Source organism: Streptomyces atroolivaceus, from assembly GCF_000717025.1.
GTDB lineage: Bacteria > Actinomycetota > Actinomycetes > Streptomycetales > Streptomycetaceae > Streptomyces > Streptomyces atroolivaceus.
The window spans coordinates 1,220,088-1,236,021 of record NZ_JNXG01000002.1 but is presented as its reverse complement, the minus strand read 5'-3'; the positions used below and the strand labels follow the sequence as shown (position 1 = coordinate 1,236,021).

The 15,934-nt window shown below is 71.3% G+C and carries 13 protein-coding genes; 3 read left to right on the top strand and 10 right to left on the bottom strand.

Features of this window, described 5'->3' with window-relative positions:
- The first annotated feature begins 87 nt into the window (after window positions 1–87).
- The 3 genes from OO67_RS08875 (at window position 88) to OO67_RS08865 (ending at window position 2,780) form a co-directional block, all read left to right on the top strand.
- A complete protein-coding gene (locus OO67_RS08875) occupies window positions 88–1,044 on the top strand; it encodes an aldo/keto reductase (protein WP_208860991.1) in 957 nt (318 codons plus the stop codon).
- A 193-nt stretch (window positions 1,045–1,237) separates the two neighbouring features.
- Window positions 1,238–2,419 carry a PQQ-dependent sugar dehydrogenase gene (locus OO67_RS08870; protein ID WP_033298539.1) on the top strand — a complete coding sequence of 394 codons (1,182 nt, stop codon included), beginning with the start codon at window positions 1,238–1,240 and terminating at the stop codon, window positions 2,417–2,419.
- Between the two features lie 73 nt (window positions 2,420–2,492).
- Window positions 2,493–2,780, top strand: coding sequence for a DUF6191 domain-containing protein (locus OO67_RS08865; protein WP_033298538.1), 288 nt, complete (start codon window positions 2,493–2,495; stop codon window positions 2,778–2,780).
- A 23-nt stretch (window positions 2,781–2,803) separates the two neighbouring features.
- Here the strand turns inward: OO67_RS08865 and OO67_RS08860 are convergent, their stop codons facing one another.
- The 10 genes from OO67_RS08860 to gatC all read right to left on the bottom strand — a co-directional run bounded on the left by OO67_RS08860 (window position 2,804) and on the right by gatC (window position 15,903).
- Entirely contained in the window at window positions 2,804–5,902 is a 3,099-nt protein-coding gene (locus tag OO67_RS08860) for a helix-turn-helix transcriptional regulator (RefSeq protein ID WP_051709213.1), read from the bottom strand.
- Window positions 5,903–5,904: 2 nt separating this feature from the next.
- Window positions 5,905–6,114 carry a hypothetical protein gene (locus tag OO67_RS38535; protein ID WP_157841657.1) on the bottom strand — a complete coding sequence of 70 codons (210 nt, stop codon included), beginning with the start codon at window positions 6,112–6,114 and terminating at the stop codon, window positions 5,905–5,907.
- A 126-nt stretch (window positions 6,115–6,240) separates the two neighbouring features.
- Window positions 6,241–6,900: a hypothetical protein gene (locus OO67_RS08855; protein WP_033298537.1), complete on the bottom strand. Its 660-nt coding sequence runs from the start codon at window positions 6,898–6,900 to the stop codon at window positions 6,241–6,243.
- A gap of 50 nt (window positions 6,901–6,950) precedes the next feature.
- Entirely contained in the window at window positions 6,951–7,505 is a 555-nt protein-coding gene (locus tag OO67_RS08850) for a GNAT family N-acetyltransferase (RefSeq protein WP_033298536.1), read from the bottom strand.
- A 28-nt stretch (window positions 7,506–7,533) separates the two neighbouring features.
- Window positions 7,534–9,753, bottom strand: coding sequence for an MMPL family transporter (locus OO67_RS08845; RefSeq protein WP_033298535.1), 2,220 nt, complete (start codon window positions 9,751–9,753; stop codon window positions 7,534–7,536).
- A 288-nt stretch (window positions 9,754–10,041) separates the two neighbouring features.
- Window positions 10,042–12,150 (bottom strand): phosphocholine-specific phospholipase C, encoded by a 2,109-nt coding sequence (locus OO67_RS08840; protein WP_033298534.1) that lies wholly within the window; start codon window positions 12,148–12,150, stop codon window positions 10,042–10,044.
- A gap of 184 nt (window positions 12,151–12,334) precedes the next feature.
- The gene (gatB, locus tag OO67_RS08835; protein ID WP_033298533.1) at window positions 12,335–13,843 is read right to left on the bottom strand and encodes an Asp-tRNA(Asn)/Glu-tRNA(Gln) amidotransferase subunit GatB; all 1,509 of its coding nucleotides are present in this window, start codon (window positions 13,841–13,843) and stop codon (window positions 12,335–12,337) included.
- 16 nt (window positions 13,844–13,859) lie between these two features.
- On the bottom strand, window positions 13,860–14,102 hold the full coding sequence (locus OO67_RS08830) for a hypothetical protein (protein WP_033298532.1): 243 nt from the start codon (window positions 14,100–14,102) through the stop codon (window positions 13,860–13,862).
- Window positions 14,099–15,601 (bottom strand): Asp-tRNA(Asn)/Glu-tRNA(Gln) amidotransferase subunit GatA, encoded by a 1,503-nt coding sequence (gatA, locus tag OO67_RS08825; RefSeq protein ID WP_033298531.1) that lies wholly within the window; start codon window positions 15,599–15,601, stop codon window positions 14,099–14,101. The genes OO67_RS08830 and gatA overlap by 4 nt, the downstream gene beginning before the upstream one ends.
- A gap of 5 nt (window positions 15,602–15,606) precedes the next feature.
- The gene (gatC, locus tag OO67_RS08820; protein WP_014153935.1) at window positions 15,607–15,903 is read right to left on the bottom strand and encodes an Asp-tRNA(Asn)/Glu-tRNA(Gln) amidotransferase subunit GatC; all 297 of its coding nucleotides are present in this window, start codon (window positions 15,901–15,903) and stop codon (window positions 15,607–15,609) included.
- Between the last annotated feature and the right edge of the window lie 31 nt (window positions 15,904–15,934).

Sequence of the window (15,934 nt, the reverse complement as noted above, 5' to 3'; positions counted from 1 at the left end):
TTGGGGTGCTGGTGGTCCCGTGATCACGGGACCGAGGGAGGGTTCGGGGAGTTGGAGCGCAGGACTATCGGTGCGGCGGCGCTCGCCGTGGGTGCGGTCGGGCTGGGCTGTATGCCGATGAACTGGGCGTACAGCACGTCGCAGCAGCGCGGTGACCGCTCGGTGCGGACCGTGCACGCCGCGCTGGACGCGGGCGTCCAACTGCTCGACACGGCCGACATGTACGGACCCTTCACCAACGAGCTGCTCGTCGGGCGGGCGCTCAAGGGCCGCCGGTCCGAGGCCTTCCTCTCCACCAAGTGCGGCCTCCTGGTGGGCGATCAGCACATCGTGGCCAACGGGCGCCCCGGTTACGTGCGCAGGGCCTGCGACGCCTCGCTGCGACGGCTGCAGACCGACGTGATCGATCTCTACCAGCTGCACCGGGCGGATCCCGAGGTGCCGGTCGAGGAGACCTGGGGCGCGATGGCGGACCTGGTGACGGCGGGCAAGGTGCGGGCACTCGGACTGTGCGCGGTGGGAGCCAGGGCCGGCCGCGGGCCCGGGGCCCGGATGCATGACGGGACCATCCGGCAGTTGGAGCGGATGCAGCAGGTCTTCCCCGTCAGCGCGGTCCAGGCGGAGCTCTCCGTGTGGTCGCCCCAGGCACTGGAGGACCTGCTGCCGTGGTGCGCGGCCCGGGGGGTGGGGGTGCTGGCGGCGATGCCGCTGGGCAGCGGTTACCTGACGGGCACGCTCAAACCCGGCCAGGGTTTCGAGCCGGATGACCCCCGGGCGAGGCACCCCCGTTTCACCGCGGAGATGATGGCGGCCAACCAGCCGGTGGTGGCGGGGCTGCGCAGGATCGCGGAGCGGCACGGCGCCACTCCGGCGCAGGTCGCTCTCGCGTGGGTTCTGCGGCAGGGCCGCCATGTGGTGCCCGTGCCCGGCGCCAAGCGGGAGCGGTGGGCCGTGGAGAACGCGGGAGCGGGAGGACTGGCGCTCACGGACCGGGATATGGCCGAGATCGCGGGGCTGCCGCGGGCCCGCGGGTCGTGGGACTGATCCTCGGGTCGGGACTGCTCCTCGGGTCCCGGGGCCTGCGGGCAGGGTCGCGGGACTGATCCGCGGGCCGTGGTACCGGCCACTCGCGTCGTGGGACCGGCTCCGCGGCGGGAGAATTGGCGAAGATCGGGAACCCGAGGCGGGGCGTCGGTGTAAGAACAGTAGTCGTGCGACCGTCGAAAGGATCGGTGCTGTGCAAACTCCCGTGCTGCGCAAGGGGGTCGTGGCCCTGCTCGCCTCGGCTTCCCTCCTGCTGTCCGCCTGTTCGTCCGATGACGGCCCGGCGGCCGGTGAGGATGCCTCCTCTCCCCCGGCGAGCGCCACGTCCGCGCCCCCGGCCTCGGCGAGCCCGTCGGCGGACCTGCCCCCGGCCAAGGGCTCCGTCGAGGTGGTGAAGACGCTCACGGACGGCCTCGCGTCTCCGTGGGGCCTCGCGGCGCTGCCCGGCGGTGACTTGCTGGTCGCCTCACGTGACGAAGCGACGATCACGAGGATCGACGGGGAGAGCGGCAGGAAGACACTGCTGGGCTCGGTGCCGGGGGTCGCTCCGGCGGGTGAGGGCGGTCTGCTGGGCCTCGCCGTCGCCCCGACCTTCGGCGCGGACCATCTGATCTACGCGTACTTCACCACCGAGTCCGACAACCGCGTCGCCCGCCTTCTGTACGACGAGAAGAAGCCCGCAGGCCAGCAGCTGGGCGCACCGGACACCGTCCTTCGGGGGATCCCGAAGGGCTCCGTCCACAACGGGGGGCGGATCGCGTTCGGGCCCGACCGCATGCTCTACGTGGGTACGGGCGAGACGGGTGACACGGGTCTGTCCCAGGACACCTCGTCCCCCTCGGGAAAGATCCTGCGGATGACACCTGACGGCGAGCCGGTGCACGGCAATCCCGAGGCCGACTCGCTGGTCTATTCGTACGGGCACCGCAATGTACAGGGCCTGGCCTGGGACGGCGGGAAGCGGCTCTGGGCGGCGGAATTCGGCCAGAACACCTGGGACGAGCTGAATCTGATCGAGCCGGGCAGAAACTACGGCTGGCCCGAGGCGGAGGGCAAGGAGAAGAAGTCCGGCTTCGTCGATCCGGTGGCCCAGTGGAAGACCTCCGAGGCTTCGCCGAGCGGGATCGCGTATGCCGAGGGATCGATCTGGATGGCGGGGCTGCGGGGCGAGCGACTCTGGCGCATCCCCCTGTCGGACAAGGCGGACGGGGAACCACTTGCCGACCCCCAGGCGTTCCTGGAGGGGAAGTACGGCCGTCTGCGCACGGTGCTCGCCGCAGGTGGCGACAAGCTGTGGCTGGTCACGAGCAACACGGACGGCCGTGGCACCGTGAAGTCGGGTGACGACCGCATCCTGCTCCTGAAGGTGCGGTAGCGGCGACCGGGGCGCGTCAGGCCGGCCGGCGGTACCGACACCGGCGGGTGGGATGCCGGAGGGAGCACAGCGGGTGTTCAGCTTCTTCGAGGAACTGTTCGCGCCGGGCCGTAAGCACACGGCCGAGGAGCAGAAGCGGCTTGAGCTCAGCCGGGTGGACCTGGGCATCGGCGACCCGGCTCGGGGCCCGATAGACCTCACCTCCGGCAAGGTGACGCTCCTCCGCCCACCGCCCGAGGCCGGCCGGCCTGACGGTGGGACGAGGCAGGGCGGCGACGGCCGCGCGGATCGCACTCCGCCCGGCGACAGCCGGGACCTACCGGATCGGGACCGGCCGGATCAGGACCGGACCGGCGCTTGAGAGCGGGGCCCCGGGCCCCGGTCTCACCCCGCCGTGTACAGCCGGAACCGGTGTGCCAGGGCGGCCGCCTCGCCACGGCTGGAGACGCTCAGCTTGGCCAGGATATTGGACACGTGCACGCTGGCGGTCTTCGGCGAGATGTACAGCTCTTCCGCGATCCGGCGGTTCGTGTATCCCGCCGCGACCAGCCGGTGCACCTCCTGTTCCCGCGAGGTGAGCCCGAACGACACGATCACGTCCACCGCGGGGGCGGGTTCCGCGGCGGGCCGAGCGGCTGCGTCCTCGGACGCGCCGCCCGGCCCGGCGAGCGGGATCCGTGCCCGGCCTGCCAGCAGCTCGATGCTTTCCGCGAGCGGACGCGCGCCGAGCCGTGCCGCCACCGTGTGGGCATCGCGCAGAAGTCCCGCCGCCGGCGTCCGGTCGCCGGAGGCGGTGAGTATCGCTTCCGCCCAGTGGTGGCGTATCTGGGCCAGCTCGTAGGGGCGCCGGAGCGGAGCGAAGGCCGTGGCGGCCCGGCACCAGTGGTCCGGGGTGTCAGCGCCTTCCGCCCTGGCAAGATCCGCCTCGATCAGCACGCCGTAGGCGGCCCAGACGGGCACCAGCATCGGCAGCCGCTTGAGGTGGCCCCGGATCCGGTCGAGGACCGCCGGCCGTCCGGGATCCGTGGCGGGCAGACCCCGTGCGTCGGCCTCGATCGCGGCGGCGGCGTGGAGCAGCGGCAAGGAGTACCGCTGGGTTCCCGGCGGCAGCCCGAGGTCGGACTGTGCCTCGAACATGGCCCGCGCCTCGGGGAGCCGGCCTTGCTGTGCCGCGAGGGTCATGGCGTGCCGGACCGGACAGATCAGGTGCTGCGGCTGCGGGTCGTGGAGGCCGAGATGGCGGCGGTTCAGTGCCAGTTGCTCCCCGGCCTCCTCGAAGTCACCGCGGGCCAGGGCCAGATCCGTGCGGCGGGCGGCTACGAGCCCGTTCGCCTTACGGGACCGGGCCAGTGGGGCCGCCGCGTCCGCCGCCGCCCGGCTCTCCTCCCACCGCCCGAGCGAGAAGTAGGACTGCGCCTGGTTGGCGCGTACCCAGGCTTCCGACTCGGGGAGCCCGTGGCCGTGGCAGATCTCGATGCCGTGGTCGGCTGCCTTCACCGCTTCCAGGGAGCGGCCGGTGGATTCGAGCGAGGAGGGCAGATTGATGGCGGCACGGCTCATGACGCCCACCAGGTGCAGTTCCTCCGACCGGTCCCGGACGGCGTACATCTCGGCGACGCCTTCCTCCACCTCGCCCGCGTCGATCGTGAGCCAGCCGCGCGTGAGCCTGGCGTGCAGTTCGATGGACTCCTCGCCGACGAGCCGGGCGTACTCCACGGCCCTGTCGGCCGCTACCAGTGTCTCGGGCCCGGGCCTGTGCAGGGCACCCCAGCTGGCGACCGCCGCCAGGACGTCGGCGTGGACAGCGGACGGCTGAAGGCCCCGCACCAGGTCCTCGGCGGTGGCCAGTTCCTGCCGGCCGTCGCCGCGGGAGAGGCTCTGCATCAGCAGGGAACGCTGCACCCAGTACCACGCCGCGCGCAGCGGATCCCTGTCCTTGTCCAGGATGCGCAGGGCCTTCTTCGCGATGGCCAGGGCCCGTTCGCGGTCTCCGCCGAAGCGGGCGGCCACCGTGGCCTCGGCCATCAGGTCGAGGTAGCGCAGCGGGTCCGCGTCCGGTGCGCAGCCGCACCCCGGGTAGGCCTCGGCGTGGTCGAGCGGCCGCAGGGTGGCGCGCACCGTGTCGGGAACGTCGTCCCAGAGTTCCATCGCTCTCTCCAGCAGCCTGAGTTGCTCGCTGTACGCGAAGCGGCGCCGGGCCTCCACCGATGCCTGGAGCACCGCGGGCAACGCCTTGACCGCGTCGTGCGCGGCGTACCAGTAGCTGGCGAGCCGTGCGGCGCGCTCGTCGGTGCGCACGAGTGACGGGTCGTTCTCCAGCGCCTCGGCGTAGCGGCGGTTGAGGCGCGTGCGTTCGCCCGGAAGCAGGTCGTCGCTGACGGCCTCGCGGACGAGGGAGTGCCGGAAGCGGTATCCCTCGGTGTCCGGGGCGGGCAGCAGCAGGTTGGCTCCGACCGCCGCACGCAGGGCTTCGTCGAGGTCGTCCTCGGCGAGGCCCGCGACGGCGGCGAGGAGCGGGTGTTCGACCGTGGAGCCCCCCTCGGCGATGATCCGGGCAACCCGCTGGGCGTCCTCGGGCAACGCCTCGACACGTACGAGGAGGAGATCACGCAGCGAGTCGGAGAGCCCGGAGCTGTCGCCGCAGCACTCCAGGCTGCGGGCGAGTTCCTCGACGAAGAAGGCGTTGCCGTCGGACCGCTCGAAGATGTCGTCGACCAGCGCGGGGTCGGGTACCGCCGCGAGGATTCCGGCGAGCTGCCGGCCGACCTCGGCTCGGCTGAAGCGGTCGAGCTCGATACGGCGGACGGTGCGGAGCCGGTCGAGCTCGGCAAGGAGCGGGCGCAGGGGGTGGCGGCGGTGGACGTCGTCGGCGCGGTACGTACCGATGACGACGAGGCGCCCGCTGCGCAGCGTGCGGAAGAGGTAGGCGAGCAGGTGACGCGTGGAGGCGTCGGCCCAGTGCAGGTCCTCCAGGACGAGGACGACCGTGCGAGCGGCCGAGAGGCGTTCCAGCAGCCGGGCGGCGAGTTCGAAGAGCCGTGCGGTGCCGTGCTCGTCGTTGGGCGCCCTGTCGGCCTCGCCCAGTTCGGGCAGCAGGCGGGCGAGCTCGCCCTCCTGCCCGGCCAGCGCCTCGGTCAGTTCCTCCGGCATCGCACGGCGCAGGGCGCGGAGCGCCGTGGCGAACGGGGCGTAGGGCAGGCCGTCGGCCCCGATCTCCACGCACCCGCCGACGGCCACGACGGCCCCGCGTCGGCGGGCCGCCGTGATGAACTCCTCGACCAGCCGGGTCTTGCCCACGCCCGCTTCGCCACCGAGGAGCAGGGCCTGTGGTTCTCCGGCAGCGGCGCGAGCCAGCGTCTCGGTGAGCGCGGCGAGTTCACCGGCACGGCCGACGAAGACGGGGCTGACGGTGTTGGTCTCCACGTCGCTGAGCATCGCATACGCGTACGGCACCCCCGCGACCGATTTTCGCCGGCCGTCCATCGCTACGCGGCGCGGACGAACCAGCTCCGGTTCCTCCCCACCCGCCCTTCGGTGTCGTGGTGTCCAGCACGGCGGGCGGCGCGGCGGGCGAGCACAGCCTGACGGACGGTGCGCTGCTGATCGGCCCTGCGAATCAGCTCGGCGACGGTGAGCTGGTGGAGTTCGTACTCGTACATCGTCTTCTCCCTGGTGCGGAACGAGAGTGGTGGCACGGCTTCTGCCGTGTCCCCACTCTCGTCCGCAAGGGGGTGCCGCCGCATCGGGCGAGTGCCGCATCTGCGCGGGCGGGGTGCCTTAGGCCCGGGCTTCGGATGCCTTACGCGGCTGCCGCCGGGGCCTCAGCCGCCGGCGGCGGACGGCAGTGCGACGAAGAGGTCGAGGTACATGCCCACGGAGATCAGCAGGCCGAGCACGCCGAGCGCGATGCCGGCCGTGGCGACGGAGCGGACCCAGCCGGCCATCGGACGGAGGGAGGGGGTACCGAAGGCGGGCCGGACCAGGACGAAGACGCCGACGATCAGGGCGAGCAGCGCGAAGAGCCCGTTGACGAGGGCCGTGCTGTGCCAGGCGTCGCCGTAGAGCTCGGAGATCTGCTGGGCGGCGCTGCCGCCGCCGCCGGAGGTCTTGATCTGGCCGATCAGGGTCTCGCGCTCGGCGGCGACGCGGCCGGTCCACGCGCCCGAGAGCGAGACGATGCCGAGTGCGGCGGCCACGACGGCCGCGGCTCCGGTACCGACCCCGGCGGCCGCGGCGGCTTCGGCCTCGTCGTAGGGGTCGGGCTCCAGCTCGACCTCGAGGCCGTCCTCCGCGGCCGCGTCGGTCGCGGCCACGTCCATGGCGGTCACGTCCGACGCGGGCACGCCGTGTGCCGCGTCGGCCGGAACGGCGTCTTCCGTGGAGCCGGCCTTCTTGGTCAGGTCCGGTGCGGCGGCGGTCGCGTCCGCCGTCTTCTTCTCCTCGGTGTCGTCAGTGGTCGGAGTGGAGGGGGAGGTGTTCATGCGCCGCACGCTAGGGGTCCCGTATGAGAACCTCCTTAACACTGGGCGCCTCAGCTCCGTCCCTTGCGCCATTCGGAGGCCAGGACGGCCCAGATCTCCTCGTCGTGCCGCCTGCCGCGGTGCAGGTAGGCCTCCCGCAGCACTCCCTCCCTCGTCATCCCGAGCCGCTCGGCCGCGGCGACGCTGCGGGTGTTGGCGGCGGAGGCGATCCACTCCACCCGGTGCATCCCCCGTACGTCGAAGGCCCAGTCGATCAACACCTTCGACGCACGGTTGACGAGGCCCCGCCCCTGCCCGGCCGGCTCCAGCCAGCAGCCGATCTCGCACTTCCCCGTCCCCGCCTCGAATATCCGGAACAGGACCCCTCCGACCAGCGTGCCGTCCAGCCAGATGCCGTAGAGCCGGCCGGTGTCGGCCGCCTGCTTGTCCGCGTACCGCTGGAGCAGCGCGCGTGCGGAGATGAGGTCGGTGGCAGCCGCGGCGAACGGGATCCAGGGGTCGACGAGCCCGCGCGCCCGGTCCATGTGGGCCAGGAATTCCTCCGCCTGCCAGGGTTCGAGCGGACGGAGCTCCGCCCCGTCATCCCCCAGTGACACCGTGAACACAGCGATTCTCCTCGGTCCTCGTGACGTCTCAGTGAACGCGCCGGCCCGCGGTCCGGTCCGCGTCGCCCGTGCGCTCACCCGGGATCTTCGCATGCGGCGCCGTGCGGTCCGGCGGTTCGATACTGATGTGCGGGAGCAAGCGGTCCAGCCGGGCGGGCAGCCACCAGTTCGCGCCCCCGAGCATGTGCATCAGTGCGGGCACCAGCAGGGTGCGCAGGACGAAGGCGTCGAGGGCGACCGCTGCGGCCAGCGCGATGCCGAACATCGCGATGACGCGGTCGCCGCTGAGGACGAAGGCGAGAAAGACCGAGATCATGATCACTGCGGCCGAGTTGATCACCCGGCCCGTCTCGGCGAGGCCCACCCGCACCGACCGGCGGTTGTCCCCGGTCTCCAGCCATTCCTCGTACATCCGGCCGACGAGGAAGACCTGGTAGTCCATCGACAGCCCGAAGAGCACCGAGACCATGATCACCGGAAGGAAGGGCTCGATGGGGCCCGCGCTCCCGAGCCCCAGCAGCTCGCTCCCCCACCCCCACTGGAACACCGCGACGACGACACCGAAGGAGGCGGCCACGGCGGCCACGTTCATCACGGCGGCCTTGGCGGGGACGGCGAGGGAACGGAAGGCCAGCAGCAGGAGCAGGCAGCCGAGGCCGACGACCACCCCGACGAAGAGCGGCAGCTTGCCGATGATGATCTCGGCGAAGTCGTCGTAACCGGCCGTCACCCCGCCCACGTGGATCCGGAGCGAGGTGCCGTCCGTCGTCGGCGGCAGGACGTCGTGACGCAGCCGGTCGACGAGTTCGCTGGTCCGCTGCGACTGTGGGGCGTACTCGGGAACGACGGTGAGGAACGCGGTGTCGCCGCTGCCGTTGTAGGTCACCGGGCTCACCGAGGCGACGCCGTCGGTCTCCCGCAGCACTGCCGGCAGTCCGTCCAGGGCGAGCCGGTCATCGGCTCCGTCGAGACGGGCGGCCAGTGTCAGCGGCCCGTTGACCCCGGCGCCGAACCCGTCGGCGAGGAGGTCGTACGCCTGACGGGTGGTGGCGGTGGCGGGATTGTTGCCCTGGTCGGACGTCCCCAGGTGCAGGGAGAAGGTGGGCACGGCGAGCACCGCCATGACGGCGGCGGCGACCGCTCCCAGCAGCCGGGGGCGCCGCTCGACGAAGGCCGACCAGCGGGCGGCGAAGCCGGTGGGCCGTTCGCTCTGCGGCCCGTACTCGGCGAGCCGCCCGCGTTCACGCCGGCTCAGGGCACGCATGCCGATGAAGGAGAGCAGTGCGGGCAGCAGGGTCACGGAGGCGGCGACGGTCAGCACCACGGTGAGGGAGGCGGCGATCGCGACACCGTTGAGGAAGCCGAGCCGAAGGACGAGCATGCCCAGCAGGGCGACGCAGACGGTGGCCCCGGCGAAGACGACGGCGCGCCCCGTCGTCGCGACGGCGTTCTGCGCCGCGTCGTGCACGGACAGGCCGCGCCGCAGTCCTCGCCGGTGCCGGGTGACGATGAAGAGGGCGTAGTCGATGCCGACGCCGAGACCGATGAGCATGCCCAGCATCGGCGCGAAGTCGGCGACGGTCATGACGTGCCCGAGCAGGACGATGCCCGCGTACGCCGTACCGACGGAGACGAGGGCCGTGGCGATGGGCAGCAGACTCGCGGCGAGCGAGCCGAAGGCGAGGAAGAGGACGACCGCGGCGACGACCACTCCGATGGCCTCGCTCAGATGGAGGGTGGGCGCTTCGGTCAGCGCTACGGCGGTGCCGCCGAGCTCGACCTGCAGCCCTTCGCCCGCGGCCTCGTTCGCGGTGTCGACGACGGCTCGCGCCCGTTCCGGCGGGATCTCGCCGGCCCGGTGGTCGAAGGTGACCGTCGCGTAGGCGGTGCGGCCGTCCGCGCTGATCTGTCCCTGAGCCGCCGGAGGGTAGGGGCTGGTGACGTCCCCGACACCGGGCAGGGTGGCGATCGACTGCAGGGTCCTGGTCATCGTCCGCTCGACGTCGGCGTCGCGGACGGAGGACCCGGGGGTGTGCCAGACGACGGTGCCGGTGTCGCCGCCGAGGTCCTCGAAGCCGGCCTGCAGGAGCTCGCCCGCGCGACCCGACTCGGTGCCCGGCACCTCGTAGTCGTTGGAGTACGCGGAACCCGCGAACCCGGCCGCCGTGGCCGCACCCCCCAGGGCGAACATCCAGATGAGTACGGCGGCGAGGCGGTGTCTGAGACACCAGCGTGCGATGGCGGCCAACGGACGTGCTCCTGGGGTTCGTGGACCGTGGGGGGATTTGACAGGAACATCCCACAAAGTCGCATGACCTGAAGGGCTCACTCTGTCAGCCATTTCCGGCCATGTACCGCTTTCGTGGTGATGGTCACATGGCTTGATTTCGCCTTGCCGACGGTCGGCGTCTCAGCGCTGTCCCCAGTCCGCCGGCACGTCCCTCCCCCGTCCGCCACACCCCCGCCGGCACGTCCGCCAGGCCCGTCCCCCTCCGTCATCTCGTGCCGCCTCCGTCGGCCCCGCCCGTACCCCCCGTCAGCCGGAGACGCTCGCCCTCCCGTTCTCGATGTGGCCCATCAGCCGGCGCCGGAAGGTGCCCTCCCCGGCGGCTGTCACGTCGAGGTCGTACCAGCCGTGGGCGTCGGCCGCCGAGTGCACGACCGTACGGCTGCGCCCCGGCTTCACCTGGATCGTCCGGGTCCAGTCCCGCAGGTCGTCCTCGTCGACGTAGGCCAGCGGCCGGACGGTGAAGGTCAGTGTCCGGCGGCCGGTGTTGCGCAGGGTGAGGTGCAGGTCGCGCTCTTCGGCGTCGATCCGGGAGGCGAGTTCCGCCGAGCTGTCCGCGGTTCCCTCGAACTCCCTCCGGAAGCCGTTGGGCCCGGTGACCGTGAACCGGTAGGCCTCGCCGTCCAGGGGCACGGTCAGCTGCGCCCTCTTCCTGACGTCGCGGTGCTGCGGGTCACGGGGCTCCGCCCCGTACGGGTACAGCGCGAAGTGCGTAGAGGAACGTCCGGTGTTGCTGAGGGTCACCCGAAGCCCTCCGTCCGCCTTCACCGCCTGCGCGTCGGGCTGGTACGGCAGCGGCCGGGCCGGACGGACACCGGGTTCCTGGACGGGCATGTGCTGGTCGAGGGGCGGCCGCGGCTGCCAGCGCCCGCCGAAGGGCGGGACGGCGCCCGGGGGTGCCGTCTCCGGCCGCCGCTGCGCCCGCCGGAAGTCGAAGGCCGAGGTGAGGTCGCCGGTGACCGTGCGCCGCCAGTCACCGATGTTCGGCTCCCGCACCCCCGTCCAGCGCTCCAGCAGGCGGATCACCGACGTGTGGTCGAAGACCTCGGAACAGACGTATCCGCCGACCGTCCACGGCGAGACCACCAGGAGCGGCACCCGCACACCGAGACCGGTGGGCTTGCCCTCCCACCGCTCCTCGGTGTCCTCCGCGGGCGGGACCGGCGGTGGCACGTGGTCGAAGAAGCCGTCGTTCTCGTCGTAGTTGACGATGACGGCGGTGTGCCGCCACACATCCGGGTGCCGGCCCAGGGCGTCGAGAACCTTGTAGACGATCGTCGCACTGTGGGCCGGGGACGAGACGCTCGGATGCTCGGAGTCCACTGCGGACGGCACCAGGTAGGAGACCTCGGGCAGGGTGCCGGCCGCGACGTCCGCGGCGAACTCGTCGGCCAGCGTCCCCGTCTCCACCCGGCGCAGACCGCGCTCGAAGAGGCTCCGCTCGGCAGGGGCCAGTAGGGCGACGCCCTCCTCCAGCAGTCCGAGCAGCCGCTCCCGCTCCGGCCCCGCGCCCGCTTCCCGCACGGCCGCGTAGAACGACTCCATGTACGTGTGCCCGCCGGTCCTGACCAGCGCCCTGCGGGCCAGCGCCTTGAAGGTGCTGAAGAACTCGATCTGGTTGTCGGTGAAGTTCTCCCACTCGGTGTACGTACGCCAGCTGTGCCCGGCCTTCTCCAGGCGCTCCGCGTACGTGCCCCAGTCGTACCCGGGATGTGTGCCCTCGTCGTACGCGTCGTTGCCCACCGCCCGCTTCCCGTCCGCCTCGAAGCCGGTCTTCCCGCTCCACAGGTGGTTGCGGTTGGGGCTGGTCGAGGTGTGGACGGAGGAGTGGTAGGCGTCGCAGACCGTGAAGGTGTCGGCGAGTTCGTAGTGCAGCGGTATGTCACGACGGTCGTAGTACGCCATCGTGGCGGCGGTCTTCGCGGAGACCCAGCCGTTCATCCACCCCCCGGCCCAGGCCTTGCCGCCACCGCTCCAGGAGTGGTCGAGCGCCCCGATGTACTGCAGGTCCTTCTTCTGCGCGGTCGCCGCCTCCCGCACGGGGAACGGCAGGACCGGAGTGCCCAGCGGCCCCGGCTGCTCGAAGACCGGCCTGCCGGACGGCAGTTCGATCGCGTTGCGGTCGCCGAATCCGCGCACGCCCCGCAGCATCCCGAAGTAGTGGTCGAAGGAACGGTTCTCCTGCATGAGGATCACCACGTGCCTGATGTCGGCGAGACCACCGGACCCCTGCGTGGGCCGTGGCTGCGCGGCCATCGCGGCCTGGAGCGACGGCGGAAGCAGCGAGCCCGCGGCAGCGGCCCCGAATGCGCCACCGCCGAGCGCGAAGAGACGTCGCCGTGAAATGTCCGTAGCCAATTGAGCCTCCTGAATCCGCTGGTACGCCCGGAAGGTAGAAGACTGAGGTGGCGGCGGGAAGGCATCCGTACGGCCCGGTGGTGAATGTCCGACAGGTACCCCCGAGAGCTCTGGCCCGGGGGCCCGCACGCCGAAGGGGCGGAGCACCCGGTGGATGCTCCGCCCCTTCGCCGTGTCGCCCGGGTCAGCCCTCGACGCCGAGCTTCTCCAGGATCAGCTCACGCACACGCGCCGCGTCCGCCTGGCCGCGTGTCGCCTTCATGACCGCGCCCACCAGGGCGCCGGCCGCGGCGACCTTGCCGCCACGGATCTTGTCCGCGATCGCCGCGTTGGCCGCGATGGCCTCGTCGACGGCGGTGCCCAGCGCGCCCTCGTCGGAGACGACCTTCAGGCCGCGCTTCTCGACGACGGTGTCCGGGTCGCCCTCGCCCGCGAGGACGCCCTCGAGGACCTGGCGCGCCAGCTTGTCGTTGAGGTCGCCGGAGGCGACGAGCTCAGCCACCCGGGCGACCTGCGCCGGGGTGACCGGCAGCTCGTCCAGGCTGCGGCCGGTCTCGTTGGCGTTGCGGGCGAGCTCGCCCATCCACCACTTGCGGGCCTGGTCGGAGGGGGCCCCCGCGTCGGTCGTGGCGACGATCAGGTCGACCGCGCCCGCGTTGAGGATGGACTGCATGTCGTGCTCGTTGACACCCCACTCCTCCTTCAGCCGCTTGCGGCGCAGCCGGGGCAGCTCGGGAAGCCCCTTGCGGAGCTCCTCGGCCCAGTCGCGGGAAGGGGCGACCGGCACCAGGTCCGGCTCGGGGAAGTAGCGGTAGTCCTCGGCGTTGTCCTTGATGCGGCCGGCCGTGGTGGAGCCGTCCTCCTCGTGGAAGTGCCGGGTCTCCTGCACGATCGTCCCGCCGCTGTTCAGCACCGCCGCGTGACGCTGGATCTCGAAGCGGGCGGCGCGCTCGACGGAGCGCAGCGAGTTGACGTTCTTCGTCTCGGAGCGCGTGCCGAACTTCTCGGTGCCGTGGGGCCGCAGCGACAGGTTGACGTCGCAGCGCATCTGGCCCATCTCCATCCGGGCCTCCGAGACACCGAGCGCCTTGATGAGCTCGCGGAGCTCGGCGACGTACGCCTTGGCGACCTCGGGGGCGCGTGCGCCGGCTCCCTCGATCGGCTTGGTGACGATCTCGATGAGCGGGATGCCCGCACGGTTGTAGTCGAGCAGCGAGTGGGAGGCGCCGTGGATGCGGCCGGTGGCACCGCCGACGTGCGTCGACTTGCCGGTGTCCTCCTCCATGTGGGCGCGCTCGATCTGTACGCGGAAGATCTCCCCGTCCTCCAGCTGGACGTCCAGGTAGCCGTTGAAGGCGATCGGCTCGTCGTACTGCGAGGTCTGGAAGTTCTTCGGCATGTCCGGATAGAAGTAGTTCTTCCGGGCGAAGCGGCACCACTCGGCGATCTCGCAGTTCAGCGCGAGGCCGATCTTGATGGCGGACTCGACGCCGATCTCGTTGACGACCGGAAGCGCGCCCGGCAGCCCGAGACAGACCGGACAGGTCTGCGAGTTCGCGTCCTGCTTGAGCTCCGTGGAGCACCCGCAGAACATCTTGGTCTTGGTGCCGAGCTCCACATGGACCTCGAGGCCCATGACGGGGTCGTACGTCGCGAGGGCATCCTCGTACGACTCCAGGTCGATGACAGTCACGATGAAACTTTCCCTCTCAGCCCAGCAGGACGTCGTCGTCGCCGAGACGCTTGAGCTCGCGGTAGAGGATCGCGAGTCCGGTCACGATCGCGGCGGCGGATACGGCGGCGTCGGCCAGCCGCAGCATGTCGTTGTCCTGGCGGGCCATCCTCGCCTGCTTGACGACGCTCAGGGCGCCGAAGGCGGTGGTGCCCAGGGACACGTACACACCGGACTTGGACTTCTTGAAGTTCTTGGCCTTCTTAGCCATTGCGCTCATAGTGACGGAGCCTCCTCAAGCAGCGGGTGCCCCCACTTTTCCACGAAAGCGGCCTCGACGGCTGCTCCGACCTTGTACAGCCGGTCGTCCTTCATGGCGGGGGCGATGATCTGCAGCCCGACCGGCAGGCCGTCCTCCGGGGCCAGGCCGCACGGAAGCGACATGGCGGAGTTGCCGGCGAGGTTGGTCGGGATGGTGCACAGGTCCGCGAGGTACATCGCCATCGGGTCGTCGGCGCGCTCGCCGATCGGGAAGGCGGTGGTCGGGGTCGTCGGCGAGACGATGACGTCCACCTGCTCGAACGCCTTCTCGAAGTCCTGGGTGATGAGGGTGCGGACCTTCTGTGCCGAGCCGTAGTACGCGTCGTAGTAGCCGGAGCTGAGCGCGTACGTGCCGAGGATGATGCGGCGCTTGACCTCGTCGCCGAAGCCGGCCTCACGGGTGAGGGCGGTGACGTCCTCGGCAGAGCGCGTGCCGTCGTCGCCGACCCGCAGGCCGTAACGCATGGCGTCGAAGCGCGCCAAATTCGAGGAGCACTCGGACGGCGCGATCAGGTAGTACGCCGAAAGAGCGAGGTCGAAGGACGGGCAGTCCAGCTCGACGATGGTGGCGCCGAGCGACTTCAGCAGCTCGACCGACTCGTTGAAGCGCTGGACGACACCGGCCTGGTAGCCCTCGCCGGAGAACTGCTTGACCACACCGACGCGCATGCCCTGAACGGATCCGTTGCGCGCGGCCTCGACGACCGGCGGCACCGGCGCGTCGATGGACGTGGAGTCGAGCGGGTCGTGTCCGCCGATGACCTCGTGCAGCAGCGCCGCGTCCAGGACCGTGCGGGCGCAGGGGCCGCCCTGGTCGAGGGAGGACGAGAAGGCGACCATGCCGTAGCGGGAGACGCCGCCGTAGGTGGGCTTGACTCCGACGGTGCCGGTGACGGCGGCGGGCTGGCGGATGGAGCCACCGGTGTCCGTGCCGATGGCGAGCGGCGCCTCGAATGAGGCCAGCGCGGCGGAGGAGCCGCCGCCGGAACCGCCAGGGATACGGGTGAGGTCCCAGGGGTTGCCGGTCGGGCCGTACGCGCTGTTCTCGGTGGAGGACCCCATGGCGAACTCGTCCATGTTGGTCTTGCCGAGGATGACGACGTCGGCCGCCTTCAGCTTCTTCGTGAGGGTCGCGTCGTACGGCGGGACCCAGCCCTCGAGGATCTTCGAACCGACGGTGGTCGGCATGTCCTGCGTGGTGAAGATGTCCTTGAGCGCGAGCGGGACGCCGGCCAGCGGGCCGAGCTTCTCACCCGCCTCACGCTTGGCGTCGACGGCGCGGGCCTGCGCGAGCGCGCCCTCGCGGTCGATGTGCAGGAAGGCGTGGACCTTCTCGTCGATGGCGTCGATCCGGGCCAGGTGGGCCTCGGTGACCTCGACGGCCGTCAGCTCGCCGGAGGCGATCTTCGCGGCGATCTGGGCCGCGGTGAGCTTGATGATGGTGCTGATGTCCGTCATGGCTGTTAGTCCTCCCCCAGGATCTGCGGCACCTTGAAACGCTGCTGCTCCTGGGCCGGGGCGCCGGAGAGCGCCTGCTCGGGGGTGAGCGACGGACGGACCTCGTCCGCGCGCATGACGTTGGTCAGCGGCAGCGGGTGGGAGGTCGGCGGTACGTCTTGGTCGGCGACCTCGGAGACGCGGGCGACCGCGCCGATGATGTCGTCGAGCTGACCGGCGAAGTGCTCGAGCTCTTCGCCCTTCAGCTCCAGACGCGCCAGCCGGGCGAGGTGGGCGACCTCCTCGCGCGTGATGCCAGGCATGCAGCGATCCTCAGGGTTTGGTGTGTGGTTT